General features: G+C 60.7%; 17 protein-coding genes. 7 read left to right on the top strand and 10 right to left on the bottom strand.

What is annotated here, in order from left to right; genetic code table 11:
• Nucleotides 1-41: 41 nt before the first annotated feature.
• A complete protein-coding gene (locus tag Q0931_RS13975) occupies nucleotides 42-1,403 on the bottom strand; it encodes an IS1380 family transposase (protein WP_040244555.1) in 1,362 nt (453 codons plus the stop codon).
• 316 nt (nucleotides 1,404-1,719) lie between these two features.
• On the opposite strand from Q0931_RS13975, the gene Q0931_RS13980 reads away from it, so the two are divergent.
• On the top strand, nucleotides 1,720-2,163 hold the full coding sequence (locus tag Q0931_RS13980) for a CBS domain-containing protein (RefSeq protein WP_299261310.1): 444 nt from the start codon (nucleotides 1,720-1,722) through the stop codon (nucleotides 2,161-2,163).
• A gap of 100 nt (nucleotides 2,164-2,263) precedes the next feature.
• On the opposite strand, the gene Q0931_RS13985 is transcribed toward Q0931_RS13980, so the two are convergent.
• The 3 genes from Q0931_RS13985 to Q0931_RS13995 all read right to left on the bottom strand — a co-directional run bounded on the left by Q0931_RS13985 (nucleotide 2,264) and on the right by Q0931_RS13995 (nucleotide 3,066).
• Nucleotides 2,264-2,467, bottom strand: coding sequence for a putative motility protein (locus tag Q0931_RS13985; protein WP_299261312.1), 204 nt, complete (start codon nucleotides 2,465-2,467; stop codon nucleotides 2,264-2,266).
• 54 nt (nucleotides 2,468-2,521) lie between these two features.
• Nucleotides 2,522-2,749: a hypothetical protein gene (locus tag Q0931_RS13990; protein WP_299261314.1), complete on the bottom strand. Its 228-nt coding sequence runs from the start codon at nucleotides 2,747-2,749 to the stop codon at nucleotides 2,522-2,524.
• Between the two features lie 119 nt (nucleotides 2,750-2,868).
• A complete protein-coding gene (locus Q0931_RS13995) occupies nucleotides 2,869-3,066 on the bottom strand; it encodes a hypothetical protein (protein ID WP_299261316.1) in 198 nt (65 codons plus the stop codon).
• 163 nt (nucleotides 3,067-3,229) lie between these two features.
• On the opposite strand from Q0931_RS13995, the gene Q0931_RS14000 reads away from it, so the two are divergent.
• Nucleotides 3,230-3,778 carry a hypothetical protein gene (locus Q0931_RS14000; RefSeq protein WP_299261318.1) on the top strand — a complete coding sequence of 183 codons (549 nt, stop codon included), beginning with the start codon at nucleotides 3,230-3,232 and terminating at the stop codon, nucleotides 3,776-3,778.
• 143 nt (nucleotides 3,779-3,921) lie between these two features.
• Here the strand turns inward: Q0931_RS14000 and argF are convergent, their stop codons facing one another.
• A complete protein-coding gene (gene argF / locus Q0931_RS14005; protein ID WP_299261320.1) occupies nucleotides 3,922-4,839 on the bottom strand; it encodes an ornithine carbamoyltransferase in 918 nt (305 codons plus the stop codon).
• Nucleotides 4,840-5,187: 348 nt separating this feature from the next.
• Between argF and grxD the strand changes: the two genes are divergently transcribed.
• Nucleotides 5,188-5,532, top strand: coding sequence for a Grx4 family monothiol glutaredoxin (gene grxD, locus Q0931_RS14010; RefSeq protein WP_299261322.1), 345 nt, complete (start codon nucleotides 5,188-5,190; stop codon nucleotides 5,530-5,532).
• A gap of 120 nt (nucleotides 5,533-5,652) precedes the next feature.
• Here the strand turns inward: grxD and rnt are convergent, their stop codons facing one another.
• Nucleotides 5,653-6,315 (bottom strand): ribonuclease T, encoded by a 663-nt coding sequence (gene rnt / locus Q0931_RS14015; RefSeq protein WP_299261324.1) that lies wholly within the window; start codon nucleotides 6,313-6,315, stop codon nucleotides 5,653-5,655.
• Nucleotides 6,316-6,570: 255 nt separating this feature from the next.
• Here rnt and Q0931_RS14020 point away from each other — a divergent pair, with 255 nt between their 5' ends.
• From Q0931_RS14020 to Q0931_RS14035, 4 genes are all read left to right on the top strand, one after another.
• A complete protein-coding gene (locus Q0931_RS14020; RefSeq protein WP_299261326.1) occupies nucleotides 6,571-7,791 on the top strand; it encodes an argininosuccinate synthase in 1,221 nt (406 codons plus the stop codon).
• Nucleotides 7,792-7,904: 113 nt separating this feature from the next.
• Nucleotides 7,905-8,225, top strand: coding sequence for an HlyU family transcriptional regulator (locus Q0931_RS14025; protein WP_299261328.1), 321 nt, complete (start codon nucleotides 7,905-7,907; stop codon nucleotides 8,223-8,225).
• 47 nt (nucleotides 8,226-8,272) lie between these two features.
• Nucleotides 8,273-9,994, top strand: coding sequence for a SulP family inorganic anion transporter (locus tag Q0931_RS14030; RefSeq protein ID WP_299261330.1), 1,722 nt, complete (start codon nucleotides 8,273-8,275; stop codon nucleotides 9,992-9,994).
• Between the two features lie 138 nt (nucleotides 9,995-10,132).
• A complete protein-coding gene (locus Q0931_RS14035) occupies nucleotides 10,133-11,197 on the top strand; it encodes a DUF3524 domain-containing protein (RefSeq protein WP_299261332.1) in 1,065 nt (354 codons plus the stop codon).
• Nucleotides 11,198-11,201: 4 nt separating this feature from the next.
• Here Q0931_RS14035 and nth read toward each other — a convergent pair whose 3' ends face one another.
• The 4 genes from nth to metG all read right to left on the bottom strand — a co-directional run bounded on the left by nth (nucleotide 11,202) and on the right by metG (nucleotide 16,892).
• The gene (gene nth, locus Q0931_RS14040; protein WP_299261334.1) at nucleotides 11,202-11,840 is read right to left on the bottom strand and encodes an endonuclease III; all 639 of its coding nucleotides are present in this window, start codon (nucleotides 11,838-11,840) and stop codon (nucleotides 11,202-11,204) included.
• A gap of 41 nt (nucleotides 11,841-11,881) precedes the next feature.
• Nucleotides 11,882-12,895 carry an electron transport complex subunit RsxB gene (gene rsxB, locus Q0931_RS14045; protein WP_299261336.1) on the bottom strand — a complete coding sequence of 338 codons (1,014 nt, stop codon included), beginning with the start codon at nucleotides 12,893-12,895 and terminating at the stop codon, nucleotides 11,882-11,884.
• Nucleotides 12,896-13,004: 109 nt separating this feature from the next.
• Entirely contained in the window at nucleotides 13,005-14,594 is a 1,590-nt protein-coding gene (locus Q0931_RS14050; protein WP_299261338.1) for a diguanylate cyclase, read from the bottom strand.
• A 198-nt stretch (nucleotides 14,595-14,792) separates the two neighbouring features.
• Entirely contained in the window at nucleotides 14,793-16,892 is a 2,100-nt protein-coding gene (metG, locus tag Q0931_RS14055; RefSeq protein ID WP_299261340.1) for a methionine--tRNA ligase, read from the bottom strand.
• Nucleotides 16,893-17,058: the final 166 nt, after the last annotated feature.

Here is a 17,058-nt window from a genome sequence, read left to right on the forward strand (position 1 = left end):
GACCGTCAGCTCTCTGCGTGGTGCCTTTGTCCGACAGACGATCAGCATGGCGTGCCTCGGGGATAGCGCAGGCGGCTTCGCAAGGTGTTCAACACCGTCATGCGTCCGATGTCCTGCCCGAAGTCGAGGATGATCTGCCGCGCCTTGTGAATCACGAGCGCCGCACGATGCACCAGCTCTTGTAGCACGGTGCGGATCCGGCGCCGCTTGGCGGGATGGCGCACCGGGCTCAGCTCGCCGGTCATGCCCAGCTGCCCCATCAGCCGCAGGATGTTGTAGGCCAGCTGGGCGAGGTGCAGGATCAGATCGTTGGTGGCGAACTTGCCCGACGGCAGCCGCTCCAGGTCGAGATCGGTCTTGATCTCACTGTGGAATTGCTCGTGGGTGGCATGCGCCTGGTAGCGTTTGATCACCGCCTCCGGCGCCTCGTCCAGGCTGGTCCACCAGCCTTCCAACTCATAGTCCGGTTCGAGCAGCAACTGGCCATCGCGATCGGCGGTGCGCTCTACCAGGCGCATCACGCGTTGGACGACGTATTCGGTCTTGTTGTCGTCGTGGATCGAGACGGTCTGCGTCCACAGCGCCTGGCGCTTGCCAGGACGCAGCTCTTCCCAGTAGTCCGCCGCCACAGCCAACCAGGTATCCTGATCCGCCGTGGCCGAGCCGCGCGGGTTCCATTTGACGACATAGTCGAGCCGGCGCCCCTCGTCGGCAAAGACCTGGCGCTGCTGTTCGAGAAGCGCCAGGTGCGCCTGGCTGTCGAAGCCGCTGTCCTCGCGTAACAGGATCGGTTGCTTGGTCAGGCCTTGGGCGCGAGGCAGTACCCGCTCCAGGAAGGCGTTGCTCTCCTTCATGGTGTGCTGCTTGCCAGGCCGCAGTTCCAGACCCAGGCACCACCCTTCGTTGCCCAGATAGGCGGCGATCGGGGTGTAGCCATCGACCTTCTGGTAGGTCCGCGAGACGCCTTCCTTCTTCGAGTTGCTGTTGTCCATGACGAAGGTGTCGATGTCCAGGCAGACGTGCGTCGTCTCGGCGGTGATCGGTGCTTCGATCAGTGACAGCAGGGTCGTGGACCAGGTGGCGGTGCGCGCCTGCAGGTCGTTGGCGGCAAGTTTCTCCAGCCGCTGTCGCAGCGTCGCCGCGCTCGGCACCTTCTGCAGGGTCAGCAGTTGTTGGAAGGGCTTGTCGCGGCGGAAGTTCTCGACAGCGTCATAGTCGCTCATGCCCAGACACAGCAGGCCCAGGTAGCTCTTGATCACGTCACTGGTGCGCATGCCCAGCGTGGTGGGGAAGCGGCTGTCGATGCTGTCGACGCCAGCGATCTCGAAGCATTGCCCGATGATGGACAGCCCGGCGTGGCTGGTGAGGGTGCGGCGACTGGCGCGGAACTTGACGTTGGGCATGGCACTGTCTGGGTGAATGGCGATATTCGCTATATTGCCATGCAGTTCAGTAGGTTAGAAGCATTTCTGGGGGCTGGTCTCACGGATTCAGGCAAAAATCATGTTCACGCATGAAATTCTGTCATGCCCCTTCTGTGTTGGCCGCGTGCTGCCGATAACAACCGGATAGGAGGTGCTCGCCATGACATCTGTCGCGCTGCGGCGCCTTCTGCGATAGCGCCCCGGCATGGGGTGCTGACGTCTGTCGGCGGTGCAATGAGGCAGTTGCCTTTGCTCTTTTGTACCCGGGCACACACCTGATGCAGGACAAATGAACATGACCAGTACTGAACAGGCCACGGTTGCCAACATCATGAGCCGGGATGTCGTGACACTGCGTCTTGAGCAGACGCTCCACGATGGCAACGAACTGATGCGGGAACACCGTATACGCCATCTCCCGGTGCTGAATGAGCAGGGCCATCTGGTGGGATTACTTGATCAGAAGGTGGTTCTGAAGGAGGCGCTGCGGATTGCCGATCACTTCGGCTCAAGGCGCCTTAGCCATCATCTGGGGCGAATTGCCCTGAATGATGTGATCTCGAGGGAAGTGCTGACGCTGTCCATCGATACGCCGCTCGTTGAAGCCGGACAAAAGTTTCTGGCGCATCGCCAGGGAGCTCTGCCGGTTCTGGACGCCGAAGGCCACCTTGTCGGCATTCTTTCGTCAGTGGATTTCGTTCGTCTGGCCGTCGCACTGCTTGACACATCGTCGAGCTGAGGGTGGTCAGGCAGTCGGGACACGCAAAACATTAAAGGAAAGGCGCCTCCCTTGCAGGAGGCGCCTTTACGTGTCGGCCCGGATACGGTCGCCGCTGCCATCAGGCGGTGGTGTTGATGCGTGTTCCCACCATGCCTTCGGTGGCAAGCTTTGGCATCGTGTCGACCGACGACATCAGCTGTGCCATCTGATCGGCCTGGCCGTCCAGCGACTTTTTCAAAACGCTGGTCTGTATGTCGCTGGTGAGCTGGTGCTGCTGCAGTGCCATTGAGGCATTGACCATGCCATTCACGCTCATGTCCATGGGCGTTTCTCCTGCATCGAGTGGATCACCGCTGTATCGGCAGCGGGTGGCGCCTCAGCCAATGATGGCTTCGGCGGCCTCGGGTGACAGCGTCTCAAGTACTACACACTCTGCCGCCTCGGGCACAAGACCGGTGATTTTGACCCGGTAGTAATAGTGGACATCACCGCTGTCCGTTTTTCCTGCCACGACACTCGACATCATGTGGCATTCATCGCCCGGCTTAAGATCCGGCGGCAGCAATTCGATGGGAATCCATGCCTTTGTTCCGGTTGCAAGCATAGGTCGCTCCTGGTCGGCACCCTGGTCAGGCAGCACAGGCTGCCCGTATGGATCTCTTATCGGCACCGGGCGCCACCGCTTTAATCCTGTTCGATTCACGTCATCAGGGGGAGATCAGCTCATGGCGCTGGCGGCTCGGATGACTGAACGGCAAGCACTTCGCACAGCGCTTCCACGGCCCCGACCTCTCTGACCAGCAGCGCACAGGTCACGCGTTCTCCGGTGTCGCGCGCAAGGCGCAGATGAAACAGCGTGCCAACGTCGGCATTGTCAGGCAGCTCTTCAAGCGCCACGACCAGCTCATCGCCTGTGTTCATTTCGTCATTCCGTTGTCGATGGGAATTTAGCAGAGCAGTTTGTCTGTATACGTATACAGTTTTTAACTTGCCTGCCCCTTTTTTTGGCGCAATAATTATCCATATAGGATAATTGTTATCCTGCGTGGTTGTCTTGCACCAACAGGCTCAAAAGGAGGTGTTCATGTGGAACGTGCTCTGGGGGTTCTGCGGCAGAATCCCTGCCCGCGTACTGATTGCACTGGTCGCCATTGTGCTTTTGATCGGCGGCCTGTGGGGGTTTACCCAACGGCTGGACCAGTGGCGACAGGCGCTTTCCAGCGCTCAGGAAGATGCCCGCAGTGCCCATGAGCTCGCGCAGCGCCAGCAGCTGGTGGCGCGTGCCTGGCAAACCCATGCCGAGCATCTGGCAGAGGTGGGAGCCCATCGCGAGCAGCAACTCGAGGCGAATCAGAAGGCGCTGGCCGGAAAACGACAACAGCTGGAGAGGATAATCAATGATGACCAGACATCAAAGAAATGGGCTGATCACGCTGTGCCTGACGGGGTGCATCAATGGCTGCGCCAGCTCGCCGGTGCCGACGACGCCGGTGATGGTGCCGCCGCCGCCCATGCCCCGCTATATGACACAGCCTCTGCCGGCACCGGAGGGGATCGACAACATCCGTACCAATCAGGACCTGATTTCACTGCTGACGGACTACGAACAGCTTCGACGGCGCATGAACACTGATCGGGAGAGTGTTCAGAAACTGTGGGAGGGCATGCAGCTGTCGATGACCAGCGAGATGGCCACCAAAGGCAAGGCTATCGAGGAGCAAAATGAGTAGAACGGCATCGACGTCATCGCCCTGGCGATGACGTCGAATGAGTACATCAGTTGACGCGACCGACCATCAGAAACTCCAGTAGCGCCTTCTGGGCGTGGAGGCGATTACCGGCTTCCTGCCAGACAAAGGCGCGCGGGTCGTCCAGCAGAGTCTCGCTGACCTCTTCGCCGCGATGGGCTGGCAGACAATGCAGGAACATGACGTCATCATCGGCGGCGTCCAGCATGGCCTCATTGACCTGAAACCCCTTGAACGACGTCATGCGCGCTGCCTGTTCCTCTTCCTGGCCCATGGAAGCCCAGACATCGGTGGTGATCAGGTGGGCACCCTCTACTGCGGTGCGCGGGTCACGGTAGATCTCGACGCGCGAACCGGCGGCTTCAAGAATGTCCTGATCGGGCTCGAACCCTTTAGGGCAGGCAATGCGCAGATGGAAATCGAACTGACGGGCGGCATTGATCCAGGAGTGGCACATGTTGTTGCCATCGCCCACCCAGACGGCGGTCTTGCCCTTGACCGGGCCACGACACTCGGTCCAGGTCTGTATGTCGGCCAGCAACTGGCAGGGGTGATAGTCATCGGAGAGGGCATTGATGACCGGAATCGAGCTGGCATCGGCAAAGGACTCGATGCTTTCGTGCGAGAAGGTCCGGATCATCACCGCATCGACCATCTCCGAGAGCACGCGAGCGGTATCGCCCACCGGCTCGCCGCGACCCAGCTGACTGTCGCGCGGCGATAGAAACAGCGCATGACCACCAAACTGTGTCATGCCGGTTTCAAAGGAGACGCGGGTACGGGTGGAGGACTTTTCGAAAATCATGGCTAGCGTTCGATTTTTCAACGGCGTATAGACCGGGCCGTTGTCGGCCAGCTCACGCTTGATGGTGATCGAACGATCGATGAGATAGGCCAGTTCCTGAGGGGACAGATCCATCAGGGTAAGAAAGTGGCGAAGGGCCATGTCTCGATGCTCCTGTGTGGGCATAACGTTACGGTAATTAAACGTCGCAGAGCGCCACACCCGGCATGATCCTCGAAAACGGGAATGCCCTGCTGCAGCGCCCTGTTGGAAAAACCAACGAAAAAGCGCCGCACGAGAGCTTGCGGCGCTTTGAAATATTGCCATGGTCGATGGCGTGAGACGGGCCTTGCTGCTCGCCGTCGACCCCGTTCATCCTAACCAGAGCCTTTGGGGTGCGCAACTTCCTGTCACCGCGATGCCTTGATCCGGGCTGATTTAGCCCCCATGTCGGCGTACACTGAGGCCAGACATTCATGGGCCCTTGATGCCCTCTCCTGGAGACTGAACATGAGCGAAACACTCGATACCATCAAGCAGCAGATCAGTGAAAACACCATCCTGCTTTACATGAAGGGTTCACCGCAGATGCCGCAGTGTGGATTTTCCGCTCAGGCCGTACAGGCGCTGATGGGCTGTGGCGAGCGCTTTGCCTTCGTCAATATTCTGGATAACCCGGACATTCGCGCCGAGCTGCCCAAGTATGCCAACTGGCCCACGTTCCCGCAGCTTTGGATCAATGGCGAGCTGGTCGGTGGCTGTGACATCATCGTCGAGATGTACCAAAACGGCGAGCTGGCCCCGATGATCAAGGAAGCGGCCAGCACTGCACCGCAGGAAGGCGACAACGCCTGATCCGTCCCGTATGACAGGTCCGTAAGACAGGCTCTGTTGCCTGAACGATGCGCCCTGAACGTGAAAAACCCGCCTCTACGGAGGCGGGTTTTTTGATGCTGATCCAGCAGGCGGCGCTGGTCAGTCTTCGTCCATGCCTTGTTCACGCAGCGCCAGATCCCAGCCGCCCAGATCCTTGAAGCGATTGACGATGGCGCAGAAAAGATCGGCCGTGCGTTCGGTGTCATAGCGCGCTGAATGCGCCTCCTGGCTGTCAAACGGTATGCCCGCAGCGCGGCAGGCGCGGGCCAGCACGGTCTGCCCATAGACCAGTCCCGAAAGCGTTGCGGTATCAAAGCTCGAGAAGGGGTGGAAGGGGTTACGCTTGATGCCGGCGCGCTCGACGGCGGCGTTGAGAAAACCGTGATCAAAGGCGGCATTGTGGCCCACCAGAATGGCACGGTTGCACTGATGAGACTTGAGCGCCTTGCGAATCGGGCGAAAGATCTCCTCCAGTGCCTCCTTCTCCTTGAGCGCTGCATTCTGGCGCAGCGGGCTGTCCAGCCGGATGCCGGTGAAATCAAGCGCGGACTGCTCGACGTTGGCACCCTCAAACGGTTCGATATGAAACGAAAAGGTCTCATCGGGCAATAAATTGCCCTGCTCGTCCATGGTCAGCGTGACGGCTGCAATTTCAAGCAGCGCATCGGTGCGTGCGTTGAAACCGCCGGTTTCCAGATCGACCACTACGGGCAGATAGCCGCGAAAGCGACCGGACATGAGTTTCGGGACAATATCGTTCATCCGCATGTTCTCCTGTTGCAGACAGCAGAAGACGCCATGGGAATGGGAAGCGTGAATAACCGGGCAGGGCCCGCAGATATGGTGACCGGCACAGGAAGCCTTCTGGTCGGAAGATGGATTCGGTTTGCAGGGTCGCAGTGTAGCATTGTGCTCACTGCCAATCCCATCCATCGCACGCGACGCGGTGTTCGCCGCAAGCCGGTGACGATATACTCACGATACACACAAAGCATGACTACGCCTTAAGGAGCCGGTATGTCCGATGTAAAAAAGGTTGTCCTGGCCTATTCCGGGGGGCTTGATACCTCCGTGATCGTCAAGTGGCTCAAGGAAACCTACGACTGTGAGGTCGTGACCTTCACGGCTGACCTGGGTCAGGGGGAAGAGGTTGAGCCTGCACGTGCCAAGGCACAGGCGCTGGGTGTGAAGGAAATTTACATTGAAGACCTGCGCGAAACCTTTGTGCGTGACTACGTCTTCCCGATGTTTCGTGCCAATACCGTCTATGAAGGCGAATACCTGCTGGGCACCTCGATTGCGCGCCCGCTGATCGCTCGCCGTCTGATCGAGATTGCCAACGAGACCGGTGCCGATGCCATCTCCCATGGCGCTACCGGCAAGGGCAACGATCAGGTGCGCTTCGAGCTGGGCGCCTACGCGCTCAAGCCCAATGTCAGGGTCATCGCGCCGTGGCGTGAGTGGGATCTTAATTCGCGCGAAAAGTTGATGAACTACTGCGAAGAGCACGACATTCCGGTCGACTACGCCAAAAACAAGAAAAAATCACCCTATTCGATGGACGCCAACCTGCTGCACATCTCCTATGAAGGCGGCGTGCTGGAAGACCCCTGGACCGAAGCCGAAGAAGAGATGTGGCGCTGGAGCGTCAGCCCCGAAGCTGCACCGGATCAGGCTACCTATATCGATCTGACCTTCGAGCGTGGCGACATCGTGGCGATCGATGGCCAGACCATGAAGCCGCATGACGTGCTGTCGTATCTGAACAGGGTCGGCGGTGAAAACGGCATCGGGCGTCTGGATATCGTCGAAAACCGCTACGTGGGCATGAAGTCCCGTGGCTGTTATGAAACCCCCGGCGGCACCATCATGCTGCGCGCCCACCGCGCGATCGAATCGATCACACTGGATCGCGAATCCGCCCACCTGAAAGACGAGCTGATGCCCAGGTACGCCGAGCTGATCTACAACGGCTACTGGTGGAGCCCGGAGCGCAAGATGCTGCAGGCCGCGATCGATCAATCCCAGGGCAGCGTCAACGGCGTGGTGCGCCTCAAGCTCTACAAGGGCAACGTCATCGTGGTCGGCCGGGAATCGGAAGACTCGCTGTTCGACGCCTCGATCGCCACCTTTGAAGACGATGCCGGCGCCTACGACCAGAAGGATGCCGAGGGCTTTATCAAGCTCAACGCATTGCGTCTGCGTATCGCGGCGAAAAAGGGTCGTCTTGACGACTAAATGACAGATGTCGCGTCACGAAGGGGCCGCTTTTCAGCGGCCTCTTTTGTGTCAGACTGAAAGACACACCGTGCGCGGGTGGCGCGCCGAACCACCATCATCAGGAGTGGGTCATGCTGAAAAGACTGTTCGATGCGCTGAAAGGCTCCAGCAGTACCACGACCACTGACGAGCCACGCCGTGAGGTGGCCGATACCGTTGAATACAAGGGCTGTGAGATCGTGATTACCCCGGCACCGACCGGCGGCCAGTATCGCGTCAGCGGCCTGATTCGCAGGGCTCAGGGTAACGGCGAGCCCCTGGAGCTGCGCTTTGAGCGCTCTGATATCCTGCCCGATCGCGACAGCTGTATCGACATGACCCGCACCAAGGCCGAGCGCTATATTGACGAGCAGGGCGACCGGCTCTTTGAGGACACGCATCGCCCGGTCTGAGAGCGGGGCTGCGCCAGTATCGTGGTTTCAGGGGAGTCATGATGAGCATGTCCGATACCGGAAGTCCCATGCTGCTACCGGCCATCACGCGCTGGCGCCAGCTCTCGACCGGAGATCGCTTCAGCGACCTGATCGCCGGGTTGATCACCGCAGCGCTGCTGGTGCCACAGGGCATGGCCTATGCCACGCTTGCCGGGCTGCCGGCGCAGGCAGGGCTCTATACGGCGCTGGCGCCACTGGTGCTGTATGCGCTTTTTGGCACCAGCCGTGTGATCGCGATGGGCCCCATGGCGCTGACCTCCCTGCTGGTCGGGGAGACGCTGCATAATGCAGGTATACCGTTATCTTCTTATGCCGGACATGCAGCGCTGCTGGCGGCACTGGTCGGTGGCTGGCTGCTGCTGATTCATGCCTGTCGCCTGGGGCGCCTGATTGATTTTGTCAGTCCCAGCGTCATGCAGGGCTTTACCACGGCTTCAGCGCTGATGATTGTGCTCTCCCAGGCCAGTGATTTGCTCGGGGTCAGCGGCGCCGCCGGCAATGCCATCGGGCGTCTGCTGGCGCTTGCCCGCTCGCTGGATGAGATCACGCCGGGTGCGGCGCTTTTTGGCGGCAGTGCCATGGTGCTGCTGCTCGCCATGCGTCGAGGGCTTTCGCCCCTTTTGAAGCGTCTGGGCCTGCCAGACGCTGCGGCCACGGTGCTGGGCAAGACCGGCCCGCTGATCGTATTGATTCTGGCGCTTTTGCTGGTGCCGCTGTGGCCCGGGGTGCTGGCGCAGGTCGGGCAGATCCCGGCCGGTTTGCCGATGCCGGCACTGCCCACGCTGTCCTTTGGTGCGATGGATGCGCTGTGGCTACCGGCGCTCGGGATTGCGCTGATCAACTATGTCAGCGCCATTTCGGTGGCTCAGACGCTGGCCGCCAAACACCGCGAGCGACTCTATCCGCAGCGTGAACTCTGGGTGCTGGGGGCGGCCAATCTGCTGGCGGCCCTGACCCGTGGCTTTCCGGTCACCAGCGGGCTGGGGCGAGCGGTGGTCAATGACCAGGCCGGTTCAAAAACGCCGCTGTCGTCGTTGTTTGCCGCGCTGGCACTCATGGTGGTGCTGCTGTTTGCCACATCCCTGTTTGCGCCGCTGCCGCAGGCCGTACTGGCCGCCATCGTCATCCAGGCCGCCATTCCGCTGGTTGATCCGAGCCCGCTGTGGCGTGCCTGGCGCTATTCACGCGCCGATGGTCTGGCTTGGCTGGCCGCCTTTGCCGGCGTGCTGCTGCTGGGTGTCATGCAGGGGCTGCTGGCGGGCGTGGGCATCGCACTGGCGCTGCTGCTGGCGCGTTCGAGCCGGCCGCACATTGCCGAGATCGGCCAGCTGCCCGACGGCGGTTTTCGCAACTGTGAACGTTTTGACGTTGAGCGCTTGCCCCATCTGATGATGGTGCGACCGGATGCCAACCTGCACTTTGCCAACATGGGTGCGCTGGAGCGCTGGATCAACGAGCATCTTTTCGAGCGGGCGCAGGTCACTGACATGGTGCTGGTGCTCAGCAGCGTGACCCATATCGATGGCGCGGCGCTGCACGCGCTGGAAACGCTCGACGAGCGCCTGGCGGCACAGGGCATCGCCCTGCATCTGGCCGAGCTGCGCGGTCCGGTGCGCGATCAGCTGCGTCACACGGCCTTTATGAGTGACCATCACCCGCGGGTCTTTTTCACCTGCGCCGCGGCCTGGCAGGCGCTGTCGGATGACGGTATCGAATTCAACATCTAGACCATTTGGGGTCAGCACTCCCCGCAGAGCGAGCGACTCTCTACAGTGGGGCTTTTGGTTTCAAGGCCCCTTTGACCTCAAGGCCCCTTTGACTTTAGAGCCCTTCGTCATGTCTGTTTTACTGCCGGTGCCTCTGTCATGAAAGCCCTGTTACTCTCGGCCTATGCCGCCGACAGCCATCGCTACTGGGCGCGCGGTCTGATGGCGCATCTCGAAGCCATTGACTGGACCCTGATCGAGCTGGCGCCGCGTCACTTTCAGTGGCGTGTGCGCGGCAATCCCCTGAGCTTCATGAGCGAACATGACGCGACGCTCTCGCAGTCCTTTGATCTGATCGTGGCCACCTCACTGGTGGATCTGGCCACGCTGATCGGGCTCTATCCGCATCTGGGGCGTGCCTTTCGCGTGGTCTACTTTCACGAAAATCAGTTCGCCTACCCGCTGGGAGAGCAGCAAACACGCCGGCTCGAGCCCCTGATGGTCAATCTTTACAGCGCGCTGGCCGCTGATCGGGTGCTGTTCAACAGTCAGTGGAACCGGGACAGCTTTTTTGACGGCGTGGCGAGCTTTTTGAAAAGGATGCCCGAGCGGGTTGCGCCGGCACGCCTTGAAGCCTTGAAGACGCACTCGGAGATCCTGCCCGTGCCGCTATGGCCGCTTGAAAAGTCGCCATTGTTTGGTCGGAAGACACCGCCTCGTATTCTCTGGAATCACCGCTGGGAGTACGACAAGAATCCGGAAGACTTCTTCGCCGCGCTTGAGACGTTCTCCGATTCAGGCGTCGAATTCGAGCTGGTGGTGATGGGGCAGGTCTTTCGACACCGTCCCGAGGTGTTCGATCAGGCCCGGTTGCGTCTGGCCCGACACATTACCTGCTGGGGACACCAGACGCGGGCACGCTATCTCGAAGAGCTGGGGCGCGGCGGGATTGTGGTGTCCACCGCCTGGCACGAGTTTCAGGGCCTGGCCGTGATGGAAGCGGTACAGCACGGCTGCGTGCCACTGGTACCGGAGCGGCTGTGCTTTCCCGAGTACTACGCAAGTCACTATCGCTATGATGGCAGCCGTGACGCGCTGATCAAGCGCCTGGAGCAGTGGCTGACCTCACCGGAGACGCGTCCGACGCCGCCGGAGATCAGTGCCTGGACGTGGCCGCAGATGGCCGACCAATACCGGTCACGACTGCAGCCATCGGGAGGATGAAGGGCTAGGTCAGATCGACCTTCTCCTTGTACTCGCAAAGATCCTCGATTACGCAGCTGCCGCAGCGCGGTTTGCGTGCCACACAGGTATAGCGCCCGTGCAGGATCAGCCAGTGATGGGCGTCACGCTTGTAGTCGCGCGGCACCACCTTCAAAAGCTTCTGCTCGACCTGATCGACGTTCTTGCCCGGGGCCAGATTGGTTCGATTGGAGACGCGAAAGATATGGGTGTCCACCGCAATGGTGGGCTCACCAAAGGCAGTGTTGAGAATCACGTTGGCTGTCTTGCGCCCCACGCCGGGCAGGGCCTCGAGCCCTTCGCGGGTGCGGGGCACCTCGCCGTCGTGATCGCGCAACAGCTGCTCACACATGGCCACCAGATTTTTGGCCTTGTTGTTATAAAGCCCCAGCGTCCTGATGTGTTCCTTCACGCCTTCCAGGCCCAGATTCACAATGGCCTGAGGGGTGTTGGCCACGGGGAAGAGCCGCGCGGTGGCCTTGTTGACGCCCACATCGGTGGACTGGGCGGATAGCGCCACTGCCACCAGAAGCTCAAAGGGCGAGGACCAGGCAAGCTCGGTAGTGGGCTCGGGATTGGCCTGTTGCAGGCGGCGAAAGATCTCGCGACGTTTTTCGTTGTTCATGGGGGCTGGTCGACAGGTGAAAGAAGGGTGCGATGGCGCCGTCAGTGGCGCTCGGCGTTGTCCAGTGCCTGACAGGCGTCCTGCCAGGTTTTTTCGGCGCGCTGGATCTGGGCCTGTGCGGCCTCGATATCCTCCGGCCCCCCCTGACGTCTGGCGTGTGCCAGCTGACGGTTGGCAAGCGCCAGGCGCTGTTTGGCTGCCGAGCGGGCGATGCGCAGGGAGTTGAGAGAGCTCGACGGGGCAATGTCGCGGGCATCGGTCGATGCCGCGGAGGCTTCACCCTGTGTTTGAAGATCGGCCAGCTGCTGACGCGCGTGCTTGAGAGAGGCCTGAGTATCAGCGTCATCAGGCGCCGCGGTCAGCCGCTTTTCCAGCCGTCGAACGGTGGCGCTGAGGGCCGCCTTGCGTGCTCGCGTGTTGCCGGTGGGGGCCGGCGTCGATGGCGTGCTGGTGCTTGCCACAGGTGCGGCCTGATCCATCTGCTCGGCAGGCTGCTGGCGAGCCTGCATGCGCGCGCGTCGACGAGCGTCCTTCTCCTGACGCTGGCGCTCCAGGCGAGCGTTACGATTTTCAAAGCGCCGACGACCCAGTTCGGCACGTCGGGCAAGCCAGTCCTTTTGCTCGCGCGCATCGCGGGTGGCCTGCCAGCCGGGATGCGGCACAATATCGATGCAGTCGACCGGGCAGGGCGCCACGCAGAGTTCACAGCCGGTACATTCTGCCTCGATGACGGTGTGCATCTGTTTGGCCGCGCCCAGAATCGCATCCACCGGGCAGGCCTGGATGCACTTGGTGCAGCCGATACATTCGTCTTCACGAATCACGGCAGCTTTCGGAGATTCGGCGTCCATTTCCAGTGGCAGCGCCGGACGTTCCAGCAGGGTGGCGAGCTCTGCGACCGTCTCGTCACCGCCGGGCGGACAGCGATTGATGGCTTCGCCCTCGGCAATGGCCTCGGCATAGGGACGACAGCCGGGATGTCCGCACTTGCCACACTGGGTCTGGGGCAGCAGGCGGTCGATATCGGTGACGGTAATACTGGCAGATGCACTCATGCAGGTTGTCGGCGGGCCCGGGCGTTATGATCAAGGAAATTGAGGCGATTATACGCGTAATCAGGCAGCGCTTCGAACCTGACCGCGGGGCCCATCCTGTATGAATTGCTTAAAGCGCGCCGACTTTAGGGTTTGGGTCTCGAATTTGCGCATCGACCCGATTGCGGCCGGCCTGTTTGGCTCGATAAAGGCTTTCATCGGCCAGTCGCATCAGCTCGGCGGGCTGGCAGGGCGCTTCCGGCAGGCTGATGGCCAGGCCAACACTGATGGTGACATGTGGGGCAACCCTTGAATGCTCATGCGGCAGCGACATCGCCGCCACGGCCAGGCGTAGCTGTTCGGCCAGCCGCCAGGTGCGCTTGCGATTGGTGTCAGGGAGCACAGCGATAAACTCCTCGCCGCCGGCGCGGGCCACGATGCCCTGGTCATCCACGAGACGATCCAGGGTGCGGGCCACTCGTGTCAGACAGTGGTCCCCCTCCGGATGGCCATAATGGTCGTTATAAGCCTTGAAATAATCGATATCGATAATGATCAATCCAACGCCGCGGCGTTCGTGGTGGGCTTGCATCAGAGCCTGAACCAGATATTCATCGAGATAGCGCCGATTGAGCAGGCCGGTGAGATGATCGCGCTGGCTGAGCTGTTCCAGTGAGTTGGTACGCTGTTTTTGATGCATCAAAAGGTGCTGAAATTCGCGTGCCAGGCTGCCGAGTTCGTCGCGGCGCGCCACAAGGCTGACCGGCAAAATCTCCGAGAAATCATCTTCCCGGCGCTGCTCCCGGGTAAACCGGGCAAGGCGCCGGGTGGGGGCCAAAACGATAAACTCAAGAAGTCCCAGAATGACGATGACCACGGCGAACAGCACGCCGATGGTCCAGAGCATGGCGAAATTGAATGAGGCGGCATTGGCCATGAAGTCTCGCCGCGCCAGTATGGCCTGCAGGGAAAGGACGTCATTATTGGGCTCGGCATCCAGCCATCGAGTCGCCAACAGCTGATCGTCACTGAGACGAATAATGGGGGTCGGTCTGGCCATCAAATCCGGATGCAGGATCGGTTCAATGGAGACATCGACACCGGTCTGATGGCGGATGGATTCAAACCAGGCGCGATCCATGCTACGCACGATCGCCAGCCAGCCCAGCGGTGGCGCCTTGCCACGCTTGGTCGGAACAATGGGGCTGGTGGCAATCATGGCCGGGGCCGGCACGCTCAAAAGCCATTTGCCCAGCTCAGGCGCCTGATGACGCACGTGATCCTGTATCACGGAGAAGATGGGAGACATCCAGTGACAGCTGCTGGTCGCCGAGAGGCAGGTGCTGTATTCATCCGTGGCGGGATTGTAGCCGGCCATCCAGACCGGTGTGCCGTCCATGCGCATAAAGACCATCATCAGGTGGTCCATGTCTTCAAACATTTCCTGACTGAAGTTCTTGTCGGCAAATCCCGGTATGTCGCCCTGCATGAAGGCATAGGCATCATCCCAGCTGGCCCAGTCGCGAGTTTCCGCGCCAAGCTTGTTCAGATCACTTTGCCAGGCACTTTCGACCCGTCCCATCTCCATGGCCGCATAGTCGTCTTCACGCGAGAGCAGCCTGGGATACACCAGAAAGTGCGCAATGCCCCACAGCGCCAGCAGGGCGATACACGCTACCAGCACAAGAGACAATAAAAAACGAAATCTTAATGAATGCATGCCGTCGGGTATCCATGGCTACCTGACATCACCCGGGAAGTTGGCGGGGCACGTTTGTCAGCGTACGGATATATCGGCATGGGGGGCGATTTATGAAGGTGGCCTGCGGGGTAGGGCGCACCGTTTTAAGGCGGGTATAAAAAACGCCAGCCTTTGGGAAGGCTGGCGTTGTGAGAGGGGCTGCAGGGTACGCCTTGATCAGCTCACGCGCTGGCCCGGTTTTGCACCGCTATCGGGCGAGAGCAGGTAGATGCCATCGTTATCTCCTGCGGCAAGGACCATGCCTTCCGACAGACCAAAGCGCATCTTGCGCGGGGCCAGATTGGCAATCATCACGGTCAGCCGGCCCGTCAGCGCCTCGGGTGCGTACTGGGCGCGAATGCCGGAAAAGACCGTGCGGGTTTCACTGCCGATATTCAGCGTCAGCTTCAAGAGCTTTTTGGCGCCTTCCACGTATTCGGCCTGCTCGATGCGGGCGATGCGCAGATCGACTCTGGCGAAATCATCGATGTTGATTTCCGGTGCAATGGGTTCGATATCGGCGACGGGTGCACTGGCCGTGCCATCGCCCGGCGCACTGGCTGCCTCACCCTGAGCCGCCTTGGCGTCGTCCTTGAGCTTTTTCTCCACCGCGAGATCCTCCTTCGAGGCCTCGATCATCTGATCGATTTTATCGCTCTCCACGCGCGTCATCAGCGGCTTGAACTTCTCGATCGGGTGATCAAGCAGCACGGCCGTGCGGCTGGCCCAGTTGAGGGTGTCGAGATTGAGGAAGCTGCGGGCGCCTTCGGCAAGGGTCGGCACGATGGGGGCCAGATAGACCACCAGCTGGCGGAAGAGGTTGATCCCTACCGAGCAGATGTCCAGCACTTCCTGTTCGCGGCCTTCCTCTTTTGCCAGCGCCCAGGGCGCCTTCTCGGCAATATAGCCGTTGGCGTCATCGGCCAGCGCCATGATGCGACGCACCGCGCGGGCAAATTCACGCGCTTCAAAGTCAGCCGCGATCGCCTCGCCTTCATCGATAAAGCGCTGTACCCGCTCGGGCTCGGCACAGGTGGCGGACAGGCGACCGCCGGATTTTTTCACAAAGCCCGCACAGCGGCTGGCGATGTTGACCACCTTGCCGACCAGGTCCGAATTGACGCGCGCCGCGAAGTCCTCGAGGTTCAAATCGAGATCATCGACGCCGGCAGTCAGTTTGGCGGCGAAGTAGTAGCGCAGGTACTCGGGGTTTAAAAACTGCTCATAGGTTTCGGCCTTGATGAAGGTGCCGCGGGATTTCGACATCTTGGCGCCGTTGACGGTCACGAAGCCGTGGCAGTTGACGCCGGTGGGCGTGCGAAGGCCTGCGCCTTCCAGCATCGCCGGCCAGAACAGCGCGTGGAAATAGACAATGTCCTTGCCGATGAAGTGATACAGCTCGGCATCGCTGTCCTTTTTCCAGTAGTGGTCAAAGTCGAGGCCTTCACGCTCGCAGAGCTGCTGAAAGCTCGCCATATAGCCGATCGGCGCATCGACCCACACATAGAAATACTTGCCCGGCGCATCGGGAATTTCGAAGCCGAAATAGGGCGCATCGCGCGAGATGTCCCAGTCATTGAGGCCGGCCTCGAACCACTCCTGCAGCTTGTTGGAGATCTGCGGCTGCAGGCGTTCCGAGCGCGTCCAGTCCTTCAGAAACGGCTCGAACTTGGGCAGCTCAAAAAAGTAGTGGGTCGAGCTTTTGACCACCGGGGTGGCTCCCGAGACCGCCGAGACCGGGTTGATCAGCTCGGCCGGCGTGTAGGTGGCGCCACACGCTTCACAGTTGTCGCCGTACTGGTCTTCCGTGTGACATTTGGGGCAGGTGCCCTTGACGAAGCGGTCGGCCAGGAACATGCCGCGCTCGGGGTCATACATCTGCTCGACATCACGGGTGGCAATAAAGCCGCCATCGCGCAGGGCGCGATAGATGCGCTCGCTGTGGACGCGGTTCTCTTCCGAGTGGGTCGAGTAATAGTTGTCAAAGGCCACGCCAAAGCGGGCGAAGTCGGCCTGATGTTCGGCGTTGACCCGGTCGATCAGCTGCTGGGAGGTAATGCCCTCCTGCTCGGCGCGCAGCATGATGGCGGTGCCGTGGGCATCATCGGCGCAAACGTAGTGACACTCATGGCCGCGGCTTTTCTGAAAGCGCACCCAGATATCGGTCTGAATGTATTCCAGCAGATGGCCCAGATGGATCGAGCCGTTGGCATAGGGCAGGGCACTGGTGACCAGAATCTGGCGCGTGGCATTGTCTGACGTGGTAAGGGTCGACATGAAAAAGCTGTTCCCGTGACAGGACCCGAGGCCGGACCACGCAGGGCCGGGCGGGAGGAAAAGAGTAAAATCGGTGGCCGATTGTAGCACTGATCACGAAGGATTCGCGCCGGATGGTGACGACCGGTGCTGGTGCTGTCACGATGCGCCAACACCATCAACAGGG

This window comes from uncultured Kushneria sp. (genome assembly GCF_947497025.1).
Lineage (GTDB): Bacteria > Pseudomonadota > Gammaproteobacteria > Pseudomonadales > Halomonadaceae > Kushneria.